Source organism: Enterobacter sp. TCD1-1, assembly GCF_020567405.1.
GTDB lineage: Bacteria > Pseudomonadota > Gammaproteobacteria > Enterobacterales > Enterobacteriaceae > Enterobacter > Enterobacter quasiroggenkampii.
In genome coordinates this window covers 2549255-2571728 of sequence record NZ_JAJCXF010000001.1, presented here as the reverse complement: position 1 = coordinate 2571728, position 22474 = coordinate 2549255, and the positions used below count along the sequence as shown (strand labels likewise).

20 protein-coding genes are annotated in these 22474 nt (G+C 57.7%); 11 read left to right on the top strand and 9 right to left on the bottom strand.

All coding sequences use genetic code 11. The features are described from left to right. Nucleotides 1-5 precede the first annotated feature (5 nt). Nucleotides 6-1295, top strand: a complete 1290-nt coding sequence (gene uraA / locus LJA86_RS12260; RefSeq protein ID WP_032675304.1) for a uracil permease — start codon at nucleotides 6-8, stop codon at nucleotides 1293-1295. Nucleotides 1296-1390: 95 nt separating this feature from the next. After that, on the top strand, nucleotides 1391-2092 hold the full coding sequence (locus LJA86_RS12255; protein ID WP_213014348.1) for a DnaA inactivator Hda: 702 nt from the start codon (nucleotides 1391-1393) through the stop codon (nucleotides 2090-2092). Nucleotides 2093-2176: 84 nt separating this feature from the next. Here the strand turns inward: LJA86_RS12255 and arsC are convergent, their stop codons facing one another. Both arsC and bepA read right to left on the bottom strand, forming a co-directional pair. Further along, entirely contained in the window at nucleotides 2177-2533 is a 357-nt protein-coding gene (gene arsC, locus LJA86_RS12250; RefSeq protein WP_032675303.1) for an arsenate reductase (glutaredoxin), read from the bottom strand. 18 nt (nucleotides 2534-2551) lie between these two features. Further along, nucleotides 2552-4015, bottom strand: coding sequence for a beta-barrel assembly-enhancing protease (gene bepA, locus LJA86_RS12245; RefSeq protein WP_045908582.1), 1464 nt, complete (start codon nucleotides 4013-4015; stop codon nucleotides 2552-2554). Nucleotides 4016-4236: 221 nt separating this feature from the next. On the opposite strand from bepA, the gene LJA86_RS12240 reads away from it, so the two are divergent. Next, on the top strand, nucleotides 4237-5301 hold the full coding sequence (locus LJA86_RS12240) for an AI-2E family transporter (RefSeq protein ID WP_033146172.1): 1065 nt from the start codon (nucleotides 4237-4239) through the stop codon (nucleotides 5299-5301). 83 nt (nucleotides 5302-5384) lie between these two features. On the opposite strand, the gene bcp is transcribed toward LJA86_RS12240, so the two are convergent. Next, entirely contained in the window at nucleotides 5385-5855 is a 471-nt protein-coding gene (bcp, locus tag LJA86_RS12235) for a thioredoxin-dependent thiol peroxidase (protein ID WP_008501635.1), read from the bottom strand. Further along, nucleotides 5855-6424 carry a glycine cleavage system transcriptional repressor gene (locus LJA86_RS12230; protein WP_023325845.1) on the bottom strand — a complete coding sequence of 190 codons (570 nt, stop codon included), beginning with the start codon at nucleotides 6422-6424 and terminating at the stop codon, nucleotides 5855-5857. The genes bcp and LJA86_RS12230 overlap by 1 nt, the downstream gene beginning before the upstream one ends. A gap of 145 nt (nucleotides 6425-6569) precedes the next feature. On the opposite strand from LJA86_RS12230, the gene dapA reads away from it, so the two are divergent. From dapA to ypfH, 6 genes are all read left to right on the top strand, one after another. Further along, nucleotides 6570-7448: a 4-hydroxy-tetrahydrodipicolinate synthase gene (dapA, locus tag LJA86_RS12225; RefSeq protein WP_008501633.1), complete on the top strand. Its 879-nt coding sequence runs from the start codon at nucleotides 6570-6572 to the stop codon at nucleotides 7446-7448. A 16-nt stretch (nucleotides 7449-7464) separates the two neighbouring features. Further along, a complete protein-coding gene (bamC, locus tag LJA86_RS12220) occupies nucleotides 7465-8499 on the top strand; it encodes an outer membrane protein assembly factor BamC (RefSeq protein ID WP_028016136.1) in 1035 nt (344 codons plus the stop codon). A gap of 109 nt (nucleotides 8500-8608) precedes the next feature. Then, nucleotides 8609-9322, top strand: coding sequence for a phosphoribosylaminoimidazolesuccinocarboxamide synthase (gene purC, locus LJA86_RS12215; protein WP_229226222.1), 714 nt, complete (start codon nucleotides 8609-8611; stop codon nucleotides 9320-9322). Nucleotides 9323-9442: 120 nt separating this feature from the next. Then, nucleotides 9443-10312, top strand: a complete 870-nt coding sequence (locus LJA86_RS12210) for a neutral zinc metallopeptidase (RefSeq protein ID WP_028016137.1) — start codon at nucleotides 9443-9445, stop codon at nucleotides 10310-10312. Beyond that, on the top strand, nucleotides 10312-12258 hold the full coding sequence (locus tag LJA86_RS12205) for a tRNA(Met) cytidine acetyltransferase TmcA (RefSeq protein ID WP_229226221.1): 1947 nt from the start codon (nucleotides 10312-10314) through the stop codon (nucleotides 12256-12258). The genes LJA86_RS12210 and LJA86_RS12205 overlap by 1 nt, the downstream gene beginning before the upstream one ends. A gap of 73 nt (nucleotides 12259-12331) precedes the next feature. Then, the gene (ypfH, locus tag LJA86_RS12200; RefSeq protein ID WP_048029615.1) at nucleotides 12332-13027 is read left to right on the top strand and encodes an esterase; all 696 of its coding nucleotides are present in this window, start codon (nucleotides 12332-12334) and stop codon (nucleotides 13025-13027) included. Between the two features lie 38 nt (nucleotides 13028-13065). Here the strand turns inward: ypfH and LJA86_RS12195 are convergent, their stop codons facing one another. Genes LJA86_RS12195 through LJA86_RS12185 form a run of 3 tightly spaced genes read right to left on the bottom strand, consistent with a single transcriptional unit; the run spans nucleotide 13066 to nucleotide 14776 of the window. Then, nucleotides 13066-13263, bottom strand: coding sequence for a YpfN family protein (locus tag LJA86_RS12195; RefSeq protein WP_008501627.1), 198 nt, complete (start codon nucleotides 13261-13263; stop codon nucleotides 13066-13068). Between the two features lie 24 nt (nucleotides 13264-13287). Then, the gene (dapE, locus tag LJA86_RS12190; protein ID WP_023294260.1) at nucleotides 13288-14415 is read right to left on the bottom strand and encodes a succinyl-diaminopimelate desuccinylase; all 1128 of its coding nucleotides are present in this window, start codon (nucleotides 14413-14415) and stop codon (nucleotides 13288-13290) included. Nucleotides 14416-14425: 10 nt separating this feature from the next. After that, on the bottom strand, nucleotides 14426-14776 hold the full coding sequence (locus LJA86_RS12185; protein WP_023294259.1) for an ArsC family reductase: 351 nt from the start codon (nucleotides 14774-14776) through the stop codon (nucleotides 14426-14428). A gap of 387 nt (nucleotides 14777-15163) precedes the next feature. On the opposite strand from LJA86_RS12185, the gene ypfM reads away from it, so the two are divergent. Further along, the gene (gene ypfM, locus LJA86_RS12180) at nucleotides 15164-15223 is read left to right on the top strand and encodes a protein YpfM (protein ID WP_015572204.1); all 60 of its coding nucleotides are present in this window, start codon (nucleotides 15164-15166) and stop codon (nucleotides 15221-15223) included. Between the two features lie 109 nt (nucleotides 15224-15332). Here ypfM and acrD read toward each other — a convergent pair whose 3' ends face one another. Together acrD and narQ are read right to left on the bottom strand one after the other, a co-directional pair. Further along, complete coding sequence (acrD, locus tag LJA86_RS12175) at nucleotides 15333-18446, bottom strand: multidrug efflux RND transporter permease AcrD (RefSeq protein WP_229226220.1); 3114 nt, start codon at nucleotides 18444-18446, stop codon at nucleotides 15333-15335. 142 nt (nucleotides 18447-18588) lie between these two features. Then, on the bottom strand, nucleotides 18589-20283 hold the full coding sequence (gene narQ, locus LJA86_RS12170) for a nitrate/nitrite two-component system sensor histidine kinase NarQ (RefSeq protein ID WP_063622290.1): 1695 nt from the start codon (nucleotides 20281-20283) through the stop codon (nucleotides 18589-18591). Nucleotides 20284-20435: 152 nt separating this feature from the next. On the opposite strand from narQ, the gene aegA reads away from it, so the two are divergent. Beyond that, complete coding sequence (gene aegA, locus LJA86_RS12165) at nucleotides 20436-22415, top strand: formate-dependent uric acid utilization protein AegA (RefSeq protein WP_267491600.1); 1980 nt, start codon at nucleotides 20436-20438, stop codon at nucleotides 22413-22415. Nucleotides 22416-22474: the final 59 nt, after the last annotated feature.

Here is a 22474-nt window from a genome sequence, read left to right as displayed (position 1 = left end):
ACACTATGACGCGCCGTGCTATCGGGGTGAGTGAAAGACCGCCGCTTTTACAGACTATCCCGCTTAGTTTGCAGCACCTGTTCGCCATGTTTGGCGCAACCGTGCTGGTGCCAATCCTGTTCCACATTAACCCGGCTACCGTGCTGCTGTTCAACGGCATCGGTACGCTGCTGTACCTCTTCATCTGTAAAGGCAAAATCCCGGCGTATCTCGGGTCGAGCTTTGCCTTTATCTCTCCGGTGTTATTGTTGCTGCCGCTGGGTTATGAGGTCGCGCTGGGCGGCTTTATCATGTGTGGCGTGCTGTTCTGCCTGGTCTCCTTCATCGTGAAGAAAGCCGGGACCGGCTGGCTGGACGTGATGTTCCCACCTGCGGCGATGGGCGCCATCGTGGCCGTCATCGGTCTCGAACTGGCGGGCGTGGCGGCGAATATGGCCGGTCTGCTGCCTGCTGACGGCCAGTCACCGGATTCCAAAACCATTATCATCTCGCTGGTGACCCTGGGCGTAACGGTGTTTGGCTCCGTGCTGTTCCGCGGCTTTATGGCGATTATCCCGATCCTGATCGGCGTGCTGGCGGGCTATGCGCTCTCCTTCGTGATGGGCGTAGTGGATACTACCCCGATTGCCGAGGCGCACTGGTTCGCGCTGCCAACCTTCTACACGCCGCGCTTCGAATGGTTTGCGATCTTCACCATTCTGCCTGCGGCGCTGGTGGTGATTGCGGAGCACGTCGGCCACCTGGTGGTAACGGCGAACATCGTTAAGCGCGATTTAATCCGCGATCCGGGCCTGCACCGCTCCATGTTTGCGAACGGTTTCTCCACCATCATCTCCGGTTTCTTTGGGTCTACGCCAAACACCACCTACGGTGAAAACATCGGCGTGATGGCGATTACCCGCGTTTACAGCACCTGGGTTATCGGCGGCGCGGCGATCATCGCCATTCTGCTCTCCTGCGTCGGCAAGCTGGCGGCAGCGATTCAGATCATCCCGGTTCCGGTGATGGGCGGCGTGTCTCTGCTGCTGTACGGGGTAATTGGTGCCTCCGGTATTCGCGTGCTGATTGAATCTAAAGTGGATTACAGCAAGGCGCAGAACCTGATCCTGACATCGGTGATCCTGATTATCGGCGTGAGCGGCGCGAAGGTGCACATCGGCGCGGCCGAGCTGAAAGGCATGGCGCTGGCAACCATCGTCGGCGTGGGCCTGAGCCTGATTTTCAAGCTGATCTCCGTGATCCGTCCGGAAGAGGTGGTGCTGGACGCTGACGAAAACGAAAAAGCGTCACACTGATCCTATAACCGGGCGGACGATCCGCCCGGTTCTCTCCTTGCAGGTTCCGTGTTAAACTCCATGCCGATTTTATGTCAGATCTGGTTGAGGTACTTCTGAACGGACCGGCACAGCTCTCTCTGCCACTCTATCTCCCTGACGACGAAACGTTTGCGAGTTTCTGGCCGGGTGATAACCCCTCTTTACTGGCTGCACTGCAAAACGTGCTGCGTCAGGAACACAGCGGATACATCTATATCTGGTCACGCGAAGGCGCGGGGCGCAGCCACCTGCTGCATGCCGCCTGCGCGGAGCTCTCTGCGCGCGGTGATGCGGTAGGCTATGTGCCGCTGGATAAACGAACCTGGTTTGTCCCTGACGTGCTGGAGGGGATGGAACATCTCTCCCTGGTCTGCATCGATAACATCGAATGCGTGGCGGGGGATGAGCCGTGGGAAATGGCGATCTTTAACCTCTACAACCGCATTCTGGAATCGGGCAAAACCCGGCTGCTGATCACCGGCGATCGTCCGCCTCGCCAGCTGAATCTGGGACTGCCGGATCTGGCGTCTCGCCTGGACTGGGGCCAAATCTATAAGCTTCAGCCGCTGTCGGACGAAGATAAGCTTCAGGCGCTACAGCTGCGCGCAAAGCAGCGCGGCTTTGAGCTGCCGGAAGACGTGGGCCGTTTCCTGCTGAAGCGGCTGGATCGCGAAATGCGTACGCTGTTTGACACGCTGGATCAGCTCGATCGCGCCTCCATTACCGCCCAGCGCAAGCTGACCATTCCGTTTGTGAAAGATATTCTGAAGCTATAGTTGTGCCGGGTGGCGGCTGCGCCTTACCTGGCCTACATATGGCATCCGTAGGCCCGGTAAGCGCAGCGCCACCGGGCGAAACCATCAGAGGATCTCGAGCACGTCTTCCGGCGGGCGTCCAATGCGCGCCTGGCCGTTCGCCACGACAATCGGGCGCTCAATCAGCTTTGGATTTTCAACCATCGCCTGTATCAGCTGAGCCTCGGAGAGACGGCTGTCATCCAGGTTAAGCGACGTATACAGATCTTCTTTCTTGCGCATCAGATCTCGCGCACTGCCCATGCCCAGCATATGCAGCAGCTGGCGGAGGGTCTGCGCGTCCGGTGGGGTGTCGAGGTACAGCACCACCTCCGGCTCCACGCCGTTAGACTTCAGCAGGCTCAGGGTATCGCGGCTCTTGGAGCAGCGCGGGTTGTGGTAAATTTTTACGGCGTCTGTCATGACGTGAATTCTCCTTGATTACATCTTCTCGTACGGCTTGAAGCGCTGCTGCAGGCCGCGAAGCTGATCGATACGCGCGTCGTATCGGGCCTGCTGGAGGCTGCCGAGTTTGACCTGCGAGCTGGCGCTACTGAGTGCGGAAATGGCCTGATCGAGGCGCCCCACCAGGGCAAAGCCTTCTGCGCGCGCCGCCAGCTCCTGATCGCGGTTGCCGAGCTGGGCTTCCGCCTGAGCGAGCAGATCCCAGCCGTTTTGATCGTCTTTATTATTAAAGGTGTAGCGGTTCAGAATGGTCGCCGCTTCACCCGGCTGGCCGCCCTGCAAGTAAGCATTCGCCAGGTTAAGCTGCAGCACCGGGTTGGTACGGACGTCTTTCGCCCCTTTCAGGCGGTTAATCGCATCGGCAGGCTTCTTCTGCCCCAGATCGATATCCGTCGACAGATCGAGGTACCACGGGTTGTTTGGGTCGGCAGCCAGAAGCGGCTGCAGCGCCTTACGTGCCTCGTCGTATTTACTGGCTTCCATCGCCTGGAGCGCCTGACCATACTGCGCGGCGTTCTTCTCGCGCACGTTGCCTTTCGCCAGGGTATCCAGCAGGTCGCTGGTGAGCTGGTTACGCCCGGAATTGTACATCCCCAGCGTTCTCACTTTCGCCATGTAGAAATCCTGCGAAGACTGGACCACGACCGGGCGCATCTGGTTGGCACGGTTACGCGCGTCCGACAGACGGCTTTCAGGCAGCGGGTGCGTGAGCAAAATTTCCGGTGGACGGGAAGAATAACGCGCCTGATCGAGCAGTTTTTCGAGGAAGCTCGGCATGGCCTGCGGATCAAAGCCTGAGCGCTGTAACACCTGAATGCCGATGCGGTCCGCTTCCTGCTCGTTTTGTTGGGTAAAGCTGATCATCCCCTGGCGCGTTCCTGCCAGCGTACCGGTCAGCGCTGCCATCCCGGCCTGCGGGCTGGCCATCGCCAGCAGAATCGATCCCAGTGCGCCCACCCAGGTAAGGGGAGCGTTACGTTTCTGGTCTTCCATCGCACGCGCCAGGTGACGCTGCGTGACGTGCGAAATTTCGTGCGCCATCACCGAGGCCAGCTGGCTTTCGTTGTCTGAGTAACGGAATAACGCCGAATGCAGCACCACGTTACCGCCAAAGAAGGCGAAGGCGTTGATTTCGTCGTTATTAATTAAATAGAAATGGAAGGGGGTTCTGACCGAATCGGCATGCGCCACCAGACGCATTCCCAACCCGTTTATGTACTGTACCAGCAAAGGGTCGTTAATCAGCGGGGCGCTGCCGCGCAGCTGGCGAACATAGTAATCCCCCATTTGCATCTCTTGCCCAATAGAGAGCGTGCTTCCTGCTGTGGTGCCCATGTCCGGCAATGTATCGGACGAGTCAGCAAAAGCGGGCAACACCTGACCGACCGTCACCGCGGCAATCAGTGTTGCAACCAGTGTTTTTCTCAATTGCCTGAACATAACCACTGTCCTGTATGTTGGATGTGCTAATTTGACCGATGAACCGGCATATCGTTCATCTCTGCTGCCCTGCGAGTGTAGCCGTGTTGTAGCATGAAGAAAATCCCATTCATCAGGCTTTTGCGGATTGCGATCGGGATACAAAAAGCGAAAGTCTTTTTTGTGACAGTTAGATACAATTCACCGTCTCACTCCCGCCATTCGATTCAGGGAAGGGTTGTATGCTCGAAATGTTAATGCAGTGGTACCGGCGTCGCTTCAGCGACCCGGAAGCCATTGCTTTGTTGGTTATTCTGGTTGCCGGGTTCGGTATCCTGTTCTTCTTTAGCGGTCTGCTCGCCCCTCTGCTGGTGGCGATTGTGCTGGCGTACCTGCTGGAGTGGCCCACGGCGCGCCTGGAACATATCGGCTGTTCCCGCCGCTGGGCGACCAGCATCGTGCTGGTGCTGTTTGTTGGCATCCTGCTGCTGATGGCCTTTGTGGTGATGCCGGTTGCCTGGCAACAGGGAATCAACCTGATCCGCGATATGCCCGGCATGTTGAACAAACTGTCTGATTTCGCCGCCACGCTACCGCGCCGTTATCCTGCGCTGATGGATGCCGGGATTATCGACGCGATGGCCGAAAACATGCGCGCCCGCATCATGACGATGGGCGATTCGGTGGTGAAGTACTCGCTGGCGTCCCTGGTCGGACTGCTGACACTGGCGGTCTACCTTGTGCTGGTGCCGCTGATGGTCTTCTTCCTGGTGAAAGATAAAGACCAGATGCTTAACGCCGTGCGCCGTATTCTGCCGCGCAACCGCGGGCTGGCGGGGCAGGTCTGGGAAGAGATGAACCAGCAGATCACCAACTACATTCGCGGCAAGGTGCTGGAGATGATTGTCGTGGGGGTCGCCACCTGGATTGGCTTCCTGATTTTCGGCCTGAACTACTCGCTGCTGCTGGCGGTGCTGGTGGGGTTATCGGTCCTGATCCCGTATATCGGCGCGTTTGTGGTGACCATTCCGGTGGTTGGCGTGGCGTTGTTCCAGTTTGGGCTGGGGACCGAGTTCTGGAGCTGCTTCGCGGTGTACCTGATTATTCAGGGGCTGGACGGTAACCTGCTGGTACCGGTGCTGTTCTCCGAAGCGGTGAACCTGCATCCGCTGGTGATTATCTTATCGGTGGTGATTTTCGGCGGGCTGTGGGGATTCTGGGGCGTGTTCTTCGCCATTCCGCTGGCAACGCTGATTAAAGCGGTCGTCCACGCGTGGCCGGATGTGCCGGCGGTAGAAGAGAAGTAGGTTTTGCCGGGTGGCGCTGCGCTTACCCGGCCGACTTATCCTTGTAGGTCGGGTAAGGCGAAGCCGCCACCCGACACTCACTTTCAGGCACTTTCTTTCAGCCAGTTCAACACCACGTCGTGGTGGTTGCTGGTTTTGAAGTCGTCAAACACGTGTTCAACTTTACCGTCAGCGTCAATCAGGAAGCTGATGCGGTGAATGCCGTCGTAGGTTTTACCCATAAACGTCTTCTCGCCCCAGACGCCGAACTGCTCGCAAACCTGATGATCTTCATCAGAAAGCAGCGTGAAGTTCAGCAGCTCTTTTTCAGCAAATCGTGACAGCTTTTCTGGTTTATCGGTGCTGATACCCAGCACTTCCACGCCGACTTTCTTCAACTCATCCATGTTGTCGCGTAAGCCGCAGGCCTGTACGGTGCAGCCGGGGGTCATGGCTTTCGGGTAGAAATAGACCAGAACACGCTGTCCCTGGAAGTCGGTCAAATTTACTTGCTCGCCGTCTTGATCCGGTAAGCTAAATTTCGGTGCGATGTCACCGGCTTTCAGTGGATTCATTACTCAACTCCATCCTGTTCGTGCTGCGAATAATTGACGACGCTTATACTGCCCTGCGCGTTTAATTCTGTACAGAGGGCTTTGAACGCTTGCTCGATATTTGACGCATCCTGTGATGCAGGACTGTGCGCGGTAATTTGAATAAAGAGCGTGGGAACCGTGCTTGCGTCCCCCGGCTGTGTGCGGGAAACGAGCTCGGCGATGTTCATCTGATGGCTGTCAAACAGCGCGGTGAAGCGCTCAATCAGATGCGGAGAATCAGGCACTTCAACCTGCACCCAGACGGTAGAAGGCATAGCTGGACGCGGTCGCGCGGTGGTGCGCTTCATGACGATCAGCAAGTCCAGCTCGGCGCCTTTCAGCGGCAGGGTCGATTCAATCAACGTGATGGCGTTCCATGTCCCGGAAAGCAACATAATGAATGTGAACTCTTCGCCGAGCATGGCCAGACGGCTGTCTTCGATATTACAGCCGCAGCTGCTTACGTGGCGGGTGATGGTGTTCACGATACCCGGCCTGTCGGCACCCAGCGCAGTGATAACCAGGTAATGTTGTGATGAGGTTGTCAAACCTGTTCTTCCTTTGCATGGTTAAGTCTTCCTAAGGAAAGCATAAAAAAAACATGCATACAACCGCCTGAGGGCCTCAGGTCGCTTGCTTTTATTACAGTTCCAAACGTACCATTGAGACTCTTGTTCGCACAGAGGATGGCTCATGTTCACGGGAAGTATTGTCGCGCTTGTAACACCGATGGATGAAAAAGGTAACGTCTGCCGGTCTAGCATGAAGAAGCTGATTGATTACCATGTCGCCAATGGAACCTCGGCGATCGTTTCGGTAGGGACTACCGGTGAATCTGCAACGCTGAGCCACGACGAGCACGGCGATGTGGTTATGCTGACCCTGGAACTGGCTGACGGACGTATTCCGGTCATCGCGGGCACAGGCGCGAATGCCACCGCAGAAGCGATCAGCCTGACTAAACGTTTTAACGACAGCGGCATTGTCGGCTGTCTGACGGTGACCCCTTACTACAACCGTCCCACTCAGGAAGGTTTGTTCCAGCACTTCAAAGCCATCGCTGAACATACTGACTTGCCACAAATTCTGTATAATGTGCCGTCCCGTACCGGTTGCGATATGCTGCCGGAAACCGTTGGCCGTCTCTCGGAAGTAAAAAATATTATCGGTATTAAAGAGGCGACAGGGAACTTAAGCCGCGTTCATCAGATCAAAGAGCTGGTTTCAGACGACTTTATCCTGTTGAGCGGTGATGATGCGACCGCGCTGGACTTTATGCAGCTCGGTGGTCATGGCGTGATCTCCGTAACGGCAAACGTTGCGGCGCGCGACATGGCTGAAATGTGCAAACTGGCCGCGGCCGGTCACTTTGATGAAGCGCGTGTCATCAATCAGCGTCTGATGCCGCTGCACAATAAATTATTTGTCGAACCCAATCCGATCCCAGTGAAATGGGCATGTAAGGAGTTGGGGCTTGTAGCAACCGACACGCTGCGTCTGCCAATGACACCGATTACCGACCATGGTCGTGATATCGTCAGGGCAGCGCTGAAGCATGCCGGTTTGCTGTAGAGTTTAGGGAGATTTGATGGCTTATTCAGTACAGAAGTCGCGCCTGGCGAAGGTTGCGAGTGTTTCGCTTGTTATGCTGCTCGCTGCCTGTAGTTCAGACTCGCGCTACAAGCGCCAGGTGAGCGGTGATGAATCCTATCTGGATGCGACCCCGCTTGCTGAACTTCACGCACCGGCTGGTATGATCCTGCCGATTCAGAACGGCGATTATAATATTCCCGTGACCAACGGCAGCGGCCTGGTCGGTAAAGCGCTTGATATTCGTCCACCAGCACAGCCTCTGGCGCTGGTGAACGGGGCGCGTACCCAGTTCACCGGTGATACCGCGTCTCTGATGGTTGAGAGCGCGCGCGGTAGCACGCTGTGGCCACAGGTTGTCAGCGTCATTCAGTCGAAGAACTACACCATCGATAAACGCGATGACGCCAGCCAGACGTTAACCACCGACTGGATCGAATGGAACCGTCTGGATGAAGATCAGCAGTACCGCGGTCGCTATCAAGTCTCCGTAAAACCACAGGGTTACCAGCAGGCGGTCAACGTTAAGCTGTTGAACCTGGAGCAGGCGGGTAAACCGGTTGCGGATGCCTCGTCCCTGCAGCGTTACAGCACCGAAATGCTGAACGTGATTGCCGCAGGTCTGGATAAAACCGCGACCGATGCCGCCAACGCCGCGCAGAGCCGCAACGGTGTAACCTTCGATGTCCAGAGCGGCGCGGATGATACTGGCCTGCCAATGCTGGTGGTGCGCGCACCGTTTAACCAGACCTGGCAGCGTCTGCCTGCGACGCTGGAAAAAGTGGGCATGAAAGTCACTGACAGCACCCGCTCAACCGGCAGCATAACGGCAACCTATAAGCCGCTCTCCGACAGCGCATGGCAGGAACTGGGTGCAAAAGATCCTCAGCTTGCCTCCGGTGACTACAAAATTCAGGTCGGTGACCTTGATAACCGCAGTAGCCTGCAGTTTATCGATCCAAAAGGTCACACGCTGACCCAGTCGCAGAACGATGCGCTGGTCGCTGTCTTCCAGGCAGCATTCAGCAAATAAATACGAGGGCTGGTGAATCCAGCCCTTTTTATTTTCGTGCTACGCAAACGTGTGCGTGGCATAATATCCCCAGTTTTGAACACAAATCATCACACCAGGAGTAATGAAGATGCAGAAGCAAGCTGAGTTGTATCGTGGCAAAGCGAAGACCGTATACAGCACGGAAAACCCGGATCTGTTGGTGCTCGAGTTCCGCAATGATACGTCAGCAGGGGATGGCGCACGCATTGAGCAGTTCGATCGTAAAGGCATGGTGAACAACAAGTTCAACCACTTCATTATGACCAAACTGGCCGAAGCGGGTATCCCGACTCAGATGGAATCGTTGCTGTCCGATACGGAATGTCTGGTGAAAAAACTGGATATGGTTCCGGTTGAGTGCGTTATTCGTAACCGTGCGGCGGGCTCCCTGGTGAAGCGTCTGGGCATTGAAGAAGGTATCGAACTGAATCCACCGCTGTTCGATCTGTTCCTGAAAAACGACGCCATGCACGACCCGATGGTCAATGATTCCTACTGCGAAACCTTCGGCTGGGTGAACAAAGAGAACCTGGCGCGCATGAAAGAGCTGACCTACAAAGCCAACGACGTGCTGAAAAAATTGTTTGATGACGCGGGCCTGATCCTCGTCGACTTCAAGCTGGAGTTTGGTCTGTTCAAAGGCGAAGTGGTGCTGGGCGATGAGTTCTCTCCGGACGGCAGCCGCCTGTGGGACAAAGAAACCCTGGATAAAATGGACAAAGACCGTTTCCGTCAGAGCCTGGGTGGCCTGATTGAAGCCTACGAAGCGGTTGCTCACCGTTTAGGCGTTAAGCTCGACTAACTCCCTCACTTGCCAAAGGATGTTCGCATCCTTTGGCGTCTTACCTTTGTTTCCTATGGTAATCTTGTCGTTAACCGCCTACGATCATAGCTATTATAAATGGAATAGTTCGAGGTGGTTATGCGCTGGCAAGGGCGTCGTGAAAGTGACAATGTAGAAGACAGACGCAGTGATGGCGGCGGCGGTCCTTCCATGGGGGGACCCGGCTTCCGTTTACCCAGCGGCAAGGGCGGTATCATCCTGCTGATAGTGGTGCTGGTCGCGGGGTATTACGGCGTCGATCTCACCGGGTTAATGACCGGTCAGCCGCTGCAACAGCAGCAGCATTCTCAGCGCTCCATCAGCCCGAATGAAGATGAAGCGGCCAAATTTACCTCCGTGATCCTCGCCACAACGGAAGACACCTGGGGTCAGCTCTTCGAGAAAATGGGGCGTACCTACCAGCAGCCGAAGCTGGTGATGTACCGGGGCGCAACCCGCACCGGATGCGGTACCGGACAGTCCGTGATGGGGCCGTTCTACTGCCCGGCGGACGGCACCGTCTATATCGATCTCTCTTTTTACGATGACATGAAACGCAAGCTTGGCGCTGACGGCGATTTTGCCCAGGGCTACGTGATCGCGCATGAAGTTGGCCATCACGTGCAAAAGCTGCTGGGGATTGAGCCAAAAGTGCGCCAGCTGCAGCAAAATGCGTCTCAGGCGGAAGTGAACCGTTTGTCCGTCAAAATGGAGCTGCAGGCGGACTGCTTCGCGGGCGTCTGGGGCCACAGCATGCAGCAGCAGGGCGTGCTGGAATCCGGCGATCTTGAGGAGGCGCTGAATGCCGCTCAGGCGATCGGTGACGACCGTCTTCAGCAGCAGAGCCAGGGGCGCGTCGTGCCGGACAGCTTCACCCACGGTACCTCACAGCAGCGCTACAGCTGGTTTAAACGCGGTTTCGACAGCGGCGATCCGGCGCAGTGTAATACCTTCGGCAAAGCGATGTAATGCTGGCGTTTGATCAGCTGATACGCGAGCTTGAGCGCACCGGCCATCGTCGGCTGGTGGTGCTCAGCGGCGAGGCGCAGTGGACGTTGAGTCAGGCGACTGACCTGCGTAATACCCTGCCGGGAGACTGGCTGTGGCTGGATGATAATCCCTCTAAAGCCCTCAGCGGACTGCTGGGACGCGAATATCGGCATGCTGTCTTTGACGCGCGCGCCGGGTTTGACGTCTCAGCGTTCGCCGCGCTCAGCGGGACGCTGCGCGCCGGAAGCCTCCTGGTACTGCTGGTCCCTCCGCTTGCTGACTGGGCCGACAGGCCAGACAGCGATTCTTTGCGCTGGAGCGACAGCGCGGAGCCGATCGCCACTCCACACTTTGTGCACCACTTCTGCCGGACGCTTGCCGCCGATCCGGATGCGATTGTCTGGCAACAGCATCGTCCCTTGTCCGTTCCCGTTGCGCCGGATTTACCCGCCTGGCAGCCTGCCAGCGGCGCACCGCAGCGCGAGCAGGCGGAGATCCTCGACGCGCTTCTGACCATGCCTGCGGGCATCGCAGCCGTAACGGCACCGCGCGGGCGCGGAAAGTCAGCGCTGGCGGGGATGCTGCTCAGTAGCATTCAGGGGCGTGCGGTGGTCACGGCACCGGCTAAAGGGGCAACGGATGTCATCGCGCGCTTTGCGGGCGAGCATTTCCACTTTATGGCCCCGGATGCGCTGCTGGCCTCCATGCTGCAGGCCGACTGGCTGATTGTCGATGAAGCGGCTGCCATCCCGGGCCCGCTGCTGGAGAAGCTGGTCACGCGCTTTCCGCGCGTAGTGTTAACCACCACGGTTCAGGGCTATGAAGGGACGGGCAGGGGGTTCCTGCTGAAGTTTTGCGCCCGTTTCAGCGGACTGCGGCATTATGCCTTATCGACCCCCATTCGCTGGGCTGCCGGATGTCCGCTTGAGCGGTTCGTGGCGAATGCTCTGTTATTTGATGATGCGCTTATCGACCGCAAACCGGAAGGCGACGTGCGTATAACGCCGCTGGCGCCGCGGATGTGGGAGAGCGACCCGGCACGCGTGGCAAGCGTTTATGAACTGCTGTGTGCTGCACACTACCGTACTTCACCGCTCGATTTACGCCGGATGATGGACGCGCCCGGCCAGCACTTTGCTGTTGCCGGGACGGAGGCAGAGATTGCAGGCGCGCTCTGGCTGGTGGAAGAGGGCGGGTTGTCCCCTGAGCTTAGCCGCGCCGTGTGGGCAGGATACCGGCGTCCACGCGGGAATCTCGTGGCGCAGTCCCTGGCGGCGCACGGCGGCTCTCCGCTTGCGGCGACGCTGAAAGGGCGACGGGTTAGCCGCATTGCGGTTCACCCCCTGCGCCAGCGGGAAGGCATCGGGCAACGGCTTATCCGTAGCGCCCGCGGGGAAGATTATCTGTCGGTGAGTTTTGGCTACACCGACGAGCTGTGGCATTTCTGGCAGCGGTGCGGGTTTGTGCTGGTGCGGATGGGGAGCCATCGGGAAGCCAGCAGCGGCTGCTACACGGCGATGGCGCTGCTGCCGCTGAGCGAGGCAGGGCATCGGCTGTGCGCGCAGGAACATCAGCGTTTGTGCCGGGATATGCGCGTCCTGTCGGCCTGGAACGGTGAAAAGATCCCGGTGGACGACGGCTGGGAAGCTACCCTTAATAGTGATGACTGGCGGGAGCTGGCGGGGTTTGCTTTTGCCCATCGCGCGTTTTCAACCTCGGTTGCTGCGCTGACGCGGTTGTTGCTCACCGTTGATATGCCGCTTCCGGCCCTGCGGGGGAAAATGGCAGGGAAAACGGATGAGGTCGGGCGAAAAGCGTTGCTGGCCAAGCTGCGCAGTGAAACCGCGCAAGCGCTTGAAAGTCTTGATTATCCCCGCTGCCAGCAGTTGAAGGAAGCCATTTTGCAATGGCAATTTTTTCAATGACTTCTTCAGTAAAGTGGCATGGTCATTCCCGCCGGGAGGCGTAGAATCCAGGTCATCTATTAAGGAGACCACCATGAAACATGACCATTTTGTTGTTCAAAGCCCTGACAAACCGGCTAAACAGTTACTGCTTCTGTTTCATGGGGTTGGCGATAATGCCGTCAATATGGGTCAGATTGGCAGCTGGTTTGCGCCCGTTTTTCCGGAGGCATTGATTGTCAGCATTGGTGGCGTAGAGCCATGCGGCCCGAACGGGCGCCAGTGGTTCTCGGTTCAGGGCGTGACGGAAGAGAACCGTCAGGCGCGCATTGATGCCATCATGCCGACCTTTATCGAGGTCGTCCGCTACTGGCAGCAGCAGAGCGGCGTAGGAGCCGATGCGACCGCGCTGATTGGCTTCTCGCAGGGGTCAATCATGTCGCTGGAAAGCGTAAAGGCGCAGCCAGGTCTGGTGTCACGGGTGATCGCGTTTAACGGCCGTTTTGCGACGTTACCGACAAGCGCAACCACGCAGACCACGATCCACTTAATCCACGGCGGTGAAGACCGGGTGATTGAACTCTCGCATGCGGTTGCTGCCCAGGAAGCGCTGATTCGGGAAGGTGGGGATGTGACGCTGGATATCGTTGACGATCTGGGCCACGCCATTGACGACCGCAGCATGCAGTTTGCGCTCGATCGTTTACGCTATACCGTACCGAAGCACTACTTTGATGAAGCGCTCAGCGGCGGTAAGCCGGATAACGATGATATTGTTGAGTTTATGTGAGGTTATCCCCTCTCCACAGGAGAGGGGATACAGACCGGTTACTTCTTCTGGTCTTTCTTCGGCCAGTCGTCGTCATCGTCCCACTTGTCGTTGAAATCACGGTGCGGGGGAAGATCCGGTTTGTTGGCGAGAAATTTTTTATGGTCCACGCGCTTAAGGTCTTTAATCACGTTAAGCAGTACGCCGACCAGAAAAACCAACACCAGAACCCACCAGTACTTTGAAAGCCAATCCATTCGCTATTCCTCTCAGAGCGTTCGTCAGGCGACGATTTGCTCCATAATACGTTGATACATACGGGCCAGCAGTTGTAAATCTGCCGCATTGACACACTCATTTATTTTATGAATGGTTGCGTTCACTGGCCCCAGTTCGACAACCTGAGCACCCATACGGGCGATAAAGCGTCCGTCTGAGGTGCCACCCGTTGTCAGCAGCTGTGGCTTAATTTCATTATAGTGCTCGATGGCGTTCACCACCGCATCCACCAGTTTGCCACGCTGCGTCAGGAACGGCTGGCCGGAAAGCCACCACTCCACGGTGTAGCGCAGCTGATATTTCTCCAGCAGGGCGATAACGCGCGCCTTGATCATCTCATCGGTCAGTTCCGTGCTGAAGCGGAAGTTGAACTGGACGAAGTAATCCCCCGGGATCACGTTATTGCTGCCGGTCCCGGCCTTGACGTTTGCTATCTGCATGCTGGTCGGCGGGAAGAACTCGTTACCCTTATCCCACTCAATCGCCACCAGCTCGCTCAGCATTGGCGCGGCGCGGTGGACCGGGTTATCGGCGAGATGCGGATAAGCGACGTGGCCCTGTACACCGTGAATGGTCAGGTTACAGGTCAGCGAGCCACGGCGTCCATTTTTGACGACGTCACCCACCACTTCGGTGCTGGACGGCTCACCAACCAGGCAGTAGTCGAGACGCTCGTTGCGTGCCATCAGCGCTTCAACAACCTTCACGGTACCGTTGTGCGCGCTGGCTTCTTCGTCGGAGGTGATCAAAAACGCGAGGCGGTTTTTGTGGTTCGGATGCTGCGCCACAAAGCGCTCTGCCGCCACGACCATCGCCGCCAGAGAACCTTTCATGTCTGCCGCGCCGCGACCAAACAGCATGCCATCCCGAATGGTCGGCTCAAACGGCGGGTTAATCCAGCGATCCGCGTCACCGGCGGGAACGACGTCAGTATGCCCGGCGAAGGCCAGCGTTTCGCCCTGTCCGCGCCACGCCCAGAAGTTCTGGGTATCGCCAAAATCCATGCGTTCAACGGTAAAACCGATGGCGCGCAGGCGTTCAATCATAAGAGCCTGACAACCTGCGTCGTCCGGGCTAAGGGAAGGACGGCGAATAAGCTGCTGAGTCAGCTCAATGACCGGGCATGACATAAACTACACCTCAACGAAAAAAGTCGGAATAAAGGGTTTCACTGAAACCCAGCAGCATAGGCTGCCCTGGCGCGCAGAGCAATGGGCGTTTGATAATTGCCGGCATCTCGAGCATCAGTTTTGCCGCGCTGTCGGCATCTTTGATGCTGGCGCGCAGAGAGTCGTCCAGTTTACGCCAGGTGGTACCGCGGGTGTTCAGCAGGGCTTCCCAGCCCAGTTCGCGAATAGCGCTATGCAGAAATTCTGCATCGAGCCCATCGGCACGGTAATCGTGGAAGCGGTACTCCACGCTGTTAGCGTCCAGCCAGCGGCGGGCTTTTTTGATGGTGTCGCAATTTTTAATGCCGTACATCACAACCATGGTGAATCCTTTTGATGTTCTGATAATTAAATGTTCAGTAAATTCGAAGATATATCCTTAAGTGGAATATAACACATTCAGGAATTGTCTGGATTAATGCGCCTGCTTAATTCGACTTACAACTGTACGCTGAATATTCTTTCATCATTTAAGCATAGATGTCCATAAACTTTAAAAACCCAATAAACTCAGCCAATAAAATAAAACTCACCCGTTCGTAGGGTTATTTCAAAATATTGCTGGCCGTCACAAAAAATTGAGGGCTCTCCGTTCATATTTATCATAAATCCCCGCAGGACGTGGGGTACAATCACAGCAATTGGTTAAATAGTCTTCACAATGATGGTACGTTTTTGTAGAATGCGCATAATAATAAGAGAGGTTGTTATGATTGAACGTGAACTGGGGAACTGGAAAGATTTTATCGAAGGCATGCTTCGTAAATGACATTCAGTAAGAATTGCAAGAGCACTAAAATAAGTAAAATAACCATAGTGTGAATTAATCACACAGTAAAAAGGCGGCCGATAAAGCCGCCTTTTTTTATTTCAACCACTTACTCAGGACGTTCCTTTAGCGGGAAGCGGCGACGCACCAGCACAAAGAACAGCGGAACGAAGTAAATGGCCAGGATGGTGGCCGAAATCATGCCGCCCATCACCCCCGTGCCGACGGCATGCTGGCTGCTGGAACCTGCACCGGTGCTGGTCGCCATCGGCAGCACACCAAAAATAAACGCCAGCGACGTCATCAGGATCGGACGCAGGCGCTGACGGCAGGCGTGCAGCGTGGCGGCCATCAGTTCGTGGCCTTTGGCATTCATCTCGTTGGCAAACTCAACGATCAGAATGGCGTTTTTCGCCGATAGCCCAATGACGGTGAGCAGGCCCACCTGGAAGTAAACATCGTTCTCCAGGCCGCGCATCCAGGTCGCGAGTAGCGCACCGATAACCCCAAGGGGCACGACCAGCATGACCGAGAACGGGACCGACCAGCTCTCATACAGTGCGGCAAGGCAGAGGAAGACCACCAGCAGCGAGAGCGCGTAAAGGGCGGGGGCCTGCGCCCCTGAGAGACGCTCCTGGTAAGACATGGCCGTCCACTCGAGACCAAAACCGGCGGGCAGCTGTTGCACCAGTTTTTCCATGGTGTCCATGGCGGTACCGGTGCTGACGCCCGGCGCGGCTTCCCCGACGATTTCAACCGCAGAATAGCCGTTATAGCGTTCCAGGCGTGGCGATCCGCTCTCCCAGTGCGAACTGGCAAAGGCGGAGAACGGCACCATGCCGCCAGCATTATTTCTGACAAACCAGCGGTTAATATCATCCGGCAGCATGCGGAACGGCGCGGCGGACTGGACATACACTTTTTTCACGCGGCCGCGATCCATAAAGTCATTCACATAGCTCGACCCCCACGCCGTTTGCAGGGTGTCGTTGATATCGTTGATCGAGACGCCCAGCGCCTGCGCCTTACGCTGATCGATATCCACCTGAAGCTGCGGGCTGTCGTCGAGGCCGTTATGGCGAACGCGGGTCAGGCCAGGATCGTTGCCTGCCAGCGCTAACAGCTTATCGCGTGCCGCCATCAACGCCGTGTGGCCCGCACCAGCGTGATCCTGCAGCTCCATATCGAACCCGGCGGAACTGCCCAGCCCGCTTATCGCCGGCGGACTGCTGGCAAAGACGCGCGCCTCTTTGATGTGCGCAAAGGCTTTTGTCGCACGTTCAATGATGGCAAACGAGGTGCCCGTCCGGGTATCGCGCTCGTCCCAGTCCTTCAGGCGGACAAACATGCGGGCGACGTTCTGCCCGTTTCCACCCGGGCCGGAGCCGACGGTGGAGAAGACCGACACAACGTTATCTTTCTCTTTGGTGAAGAAGTACTGTTCCACTTTCTGCACCACTTTCAGCGTCTGCTGCTGCGTTGCGCCGCTCGGAAGCTGCACCGAGGTGGTGAACATCCCCCGGTCTTCCATCGGCAGGAACGAGGTGGGCAGGTGCAGGAACAGCCAGACCATGCCGCCCAGCAGCACAACGTAAATCATCATCCAGCGCAGGCTGCGGTGCAGTACGCGACCAACGGCAGATTCATACCGCGCGGCGTTGCGGTTGAACATGCGGTTAAACCAGCCGAAGAACCCTTTCTGCCCGTGATGCTCTCCTTTGTGCAGTGGTTTCAGAATGGTGGCACAGAGCGCGGGGGTGAGGATCAGCGCGACCAGCACGGAGAGCACCATCGCCGAGACGATGGTGATCGAGAACTGGCGGTAAATCGCCCCGGTGGTGCCGCCAAAGAAGGCCATCGGGATAAAGACGGCCGACAGCACCATCGCAATCCCGACCAGCGCCCCCTGAATTTGCCCCATGGACTTGCGCGTCGCCTGGCGCGGAGAGAGCCCTTCTTCGCTCATGATGCGCTCGACGTTTTCAACCACCACGATGGCATCATCCACCAGAAGGCCGATTGCCAGCACCATCGCAAACATCGTCAGGGTATTAATGCTGAACCCGAAGGCGTAGAGCACCGCAAAGGTCCCCAGCAACACCACGGGGACGGCAATGGTGGGGATCAGCGTCGCGCGGAAGTTTTGCAGGAACAGGTACATGACCAGGAACACCAGCGCGATGGCTTCCAGCAGAGTCTTCACCACGTCCTCAATAGAGGCTTTTACGAAGGAGGTGGTTTCATAGGCGACTTTGTACTCCAGCCCGTGCGGGAAATACTGCGACAGCTCGTCCAGACGGTCCAGCACCAGTTTTGCCGTCGCCATTTCGTTTGCGCCTGAGGCCAGTTTAATCCCCAGACCGGAGGCCTGATTGCCGTTAAAGCGGCTCAGGTAGTCGTATTTCTCCGCCCCCATTTCCACCGTGGCGACATCGCCGAGACGCACTTCCGACCCGTCCTGATTCACGCGCAGGGTGATATTACGGAACTGGTCCGGCGTCTGCAGCAGGGATTGTGAATTAATGGTGGCGTTCAGGGCTTGCTTATCAACGGAAGGCGTTCCCCCCAGTTGCCCCACGGCAATCTGGGCGTTCTGGGCTTTAATGGCATCCGTCACGTCGGTTGCCGTCATCTGGTAGCTGTTCAGCTTGTTGGGATCGAGCCAGATACGCATGGAGTATTGTGAGCCGTAGGCGTCGATATCCCCGACGCCGTTGATACGGCTGATGGGATCCTGAATATTACTGGCGACGTAGTCCGCGATGTCCTGTTTATCCATCGAGCCATCTGTCGAGACAAACGCGATGGTCAATATGTTGGTATCGCCGGTTTTACGCACGGTCACGCCCTGGTTTTGCACAGCCTGGGGCAGCTTGCGCATGGCCGACTGCAGCTGGTTTTGGACCTGCTGCACCGCTTCGTCCGGGTCGGTGCCCGCCTTAAAGCTCAGGGTAACCGTCGCCTGTCCCGTGGCGCTGCTTTGCGAGGACATGTACATCAGGTTATCCAGACCCGTCATGTTCTGCTCGATAACCTGCGTCACGGTATTTTCCAGCGTCTGTGCCGACGCGCCGGGATAGTTTGCGGTGACGCGCACGTTCGGCGGTGCCAGGTCGGGGTATTGCTCAACGGGAAGTGAAGTAATCGCCAGGACGCCTGTCAGACACAACAGGATGGCAAGCACCCAGGCAAAAATGGGGCGATCGATGAAAAAATTCGCCATGAAAGTGTGACCTCGTTTTGCTGCACGTCATTATTGTTTATTGCCCGCATAACTTTAGCGGTAAGGCCCAGGTCAAACGTGGAGAAATAAAGGAGATAGTGTAAATTATCATGCGCTTTTCCCTGCGCTTCCCTCTTTACCGTTATTTACCCGTTAACGGCGTGGGCGCCGGAAACGTCACGCTGACCAGCGTGCCGCCGTTTTGCGGCTGCGAGAAGTGCAGCACTCCTCCAAGCCGCTGCGCGCGTTCGCGCATGATGTTCAGCCCGTAATGTCCCGGCGGCTCGCTGGCTTCGCCAATCCCGATGCCGTTGTCGCGAATGCTGACGCTGTGTGTACCGTCCGCTGCAGTCACGCAGCTGACGGTGATTTCGCTCGCCTGCGCGTGCTTAATGGCGTTCAGCACGGCTTCACGAACGATCTGCAGCAAATGCACCTGCTTTTGCGCGTCCAGCGCCAGCGAGGAGAGGCGGCAGTCGAGATGCAGTTTCGCCTGCGTCTGGCTCTGCAGCCCGTCGAGGGACTCCTGCAGCGCCGCGGGTAAATTCGCATGGTTCAGCGTCAGGCGGAAGGTGGTCAGCAGCTCGCGAAGCTGCTGCCAGGCGTTGTTCAGCTCACGGGAGAAGTCGGTGATAATAGCCTGCGCTTGGGTATTTTCTTCCGGCACGGCGCGTTTGAGCAACGCAAGCTGAATGCGCAGATACGACAGCACCTGCGCCAGCGAATCGTGCAGCTCGCGGGCAATGGTGGCGCGCTCTTCCATCAGCAGCAGCTGCTGGTAATGCTTTTGCGCCTGGTTAAAGTACAGCCCGCGCCCGAGCATGGTCGCCACGCTTCTCATCAGCGGAAGGGGGACGCTGTCCGCCTCGCTTTGCCAGCGCAGCTCGCCGTAGAGCGTGTCCTGCATCAGTACCGGCAGGTTTTGCAGAGGGATACCCTCAGCCTCCGTCCCTTCACACAGCCGCCAGTCGTCGCTGGTGCGCAGTTCCAGATAATTCATCTGCGTATAGTCATGGACAATCTGCAGGATATGCCGGAAACAGTGGCTGTCTATCTGGCCGGTATTGAGCGCCTGCGAGCACTTGAACAGCATGTCGAGCTGCTGGTGGGCTTCGTGCAGGTGCCGCGTCTTTTCCGCAACCGAGGCTTCGAGCGAACGGTAGAGCGTATCGAGCTCGGCTGACATGTGGTTAAAGGCGCGTGAAAGCTGGCCCAGCTCGTTCGGCAGGGCGCTATCCGGCGCAGGAGTGGCAAATTCGCCGCGCTCAATGCGTTCGCTGGCCGCCACCAGGTTATTCAGCGGCAGCACCACCTGACGACGGATGCGTCGCAGGGTAAACAGCGTCAGCAGCAGGATCCCGAGTGCGCCAGCCAGCGAGAGCAGGGTGACCGTCTGAATTTTATGTTCGGTGTAGTGCTGGAGGGCGAGCACAAAGGCATCAATGCGGCCGACAAAATCCTCAATATTGCGTTGATACCACGCGCTGTCGCCGCGGGCGATGCGCGCATCCATCTCCTGCCAGGCCACATGCAGCTGCTGATAGCGTGCTTTCACATTGTCCGGGACGTACCAGCGGTTCAGCTTCTGCAGGGCAGGCGCGCCGAGCGTCTGTTGCCAGCTCTCGCGATGTGCCGCAAGGGAAGGGCTGTTGCGCTGCATCTCGTAGCCCAGACGATAGCTCTGCATGCGCAGCGAACCGGCGATATTAATGGCTTCGGCATCGCGCTGGCTGCTGGCCAGCGTCAGCAGCGCGACGGTGCTGCTGAGCACGGATAGGGCAATGATCGAAAAGAAAGCCCAGGCAAGGCTTCCGGAAACGGGTCGTTTAACGGTCACAGAACGGCTCTCTGAATAAAATTGATCTGCCACAGGTTCACTGGAAATAATTGGGCGTTCCGGGCATTTGAACATTGCCCGAACGCACCGTGATGCGTAAATACCATACTCTTATAAAGAGAAAGGTTATTGAACCAAAAACAGGTGTGGTTATGAATCGTTTTATTATGGCTAACAGCCAGCAGTGCATTGGGTGTCGCGCCTGCGAAGTGGCCTGCGTGATGGCGCACAACGATGAGCAGCATGTCCTGAGCGAGCGCTATTTTCATCCCCGTATCACGGTCCTGAGATCCGGCGAGAAGAGCCGCCCGGTGACCTGCCATCATTGCGACAATGCACCCTGCGCGCAAAGCTGCCCGAACGGTGCCATCAGCAAATGCGATGACAGCGTACAGGTGAATCAACAAAAATGCATCGGCTGTAAGGCCTGCGTGGTGGCCTGCCCGTTTGGCACGATGGAGATTATCGTCACCCCGCTCGACAACGGCAGCGTGAAGGCCTCGGCGAATAAATGCGATCTCTGCCTGACGCGTCCACACGGCCCGGCCTGTATCGAAAATTGCCCCGCAGATGTCCTCTCCCTGGCGACGCCTGCCGTGCTGGATAATCTGGCGAAATCGCGCCGACAGCGCACGGCCTGCCTGGAGGCGCAACCCTGGCATGATGCGGAGGCCGTCAGCGTGGACGCGCCGCGTACCAAACAGCAGCAGATGCAGGCGACGGCGCCCCGCGGCGAGCCCGATAAGCTGGCTGCCGTCGAACGCGTGAGCCATTTTAACGAAATTTACCTGCCGTTCCGGGCCGAACAGGCCGCCCGCGAGGCGTCGCGCTGCCTGAAGTGCGGCGAGCACAGCATTTGCGAATGGACCTGCCCGCTGCACAACCACATTCCGCAGTGGATTGAGCGCCTCAACGCAGGGGATATCACCGGCGCGGCTGAGCTTTCTCATCAGACCAACTGTTTACCTGAAATTACCGGCCGCGTCTGTCCGCAGGACCGGCTATGCGAGGGTGCCTGCACGCTGCGTGAAGCGGTGGGCGCCGTGACCATCGGCAACATTGAGCGCTATATCGCCGATCGGGCGCTGGCGATGGGCTGGCGGCCGGATGTGTCCGCCGTCACGCCGTCAGGTAAACGTGTCGCGATTGTCGGCGCGGGGCCCGCCGGGCTGGCGTGCGCCGACGTGCTGGCGCGCCACGGCGTGAGCGTGACGGTCTATGACCGGCATCCGGAGATCGGCGGTTTGCTGACCTTTGGCATCCCGGCATTTAAGCTCGGCAAATCGCTGCTCGCGCGGCGCAGAGAGATATTTACCGCGATGGGGATCCGCTTCGAGCTGAACTGCGAGGTGGGCCAGGACGTGTCGATGTCACAGCTAAAGCACGATTACGACGCCCTGTTTATTGGGGTGGGAACCTATCGTTCGATGAAGGCGGGTATCCCGAACGAGGACGCGCCAGGGGTCTACGACGCGCTGCCTTTCCTGGTGGGCAACACGCGGCATGTTATGGGGCTGGAGGCGACGGCCAGCGAACCGTTCATCGACACCCGTGGCCTGAACGTGGTGGTGCTGGGCGGAGGCGACACCGCGATGGACTGCGTCCGCACTGCGTTACGCCACGGGGCGGCAAACGTCACCTGCGCCTATCGTCGGGATGAGGCCAACATGCCAGGCTCGAAGAAAGAGGTGAAGAATGCCAGAGAAGAGGGGGCCGCGTTTGAGTTTAACGTTCAGCCGGTTGAGCTGACGCTGGATCCGAACGGTAAGGTCAACGGTATCCGGATGCTGCGAACCGTGCTCGGTGAACCGGATGCGCAGGGACGGCGTCGGCCCGTTCCGGTGGCGGGCAGCGAGTTTGTGATGGCCGCGGATGCGGTCATCATGGCGTTTGGTTTTAATCCTCACGCGATGCCCTGGCTGCAGGCGCAGGGGGTTGAAACAGACGACTGGGGACGGATCGTGGCCTCGGTTGAGAGCCGCTACCGTTACCAGACGACCAACCCGCAGATCTTCGCCGGGGGCGATGCGGTACGCGGCGCGGATCTGGTGGTGACCGCGATGGCGGAAGGACGTCATGCCGCGCAAGGGATACTCGACTGGCTGGGAGGTAATGCGCCACAGCATCATTAATCCGGCGGGCGACAAAGCGGGATTCACGGCGTAGTATAGGACGACTCATTGTGTCGTGG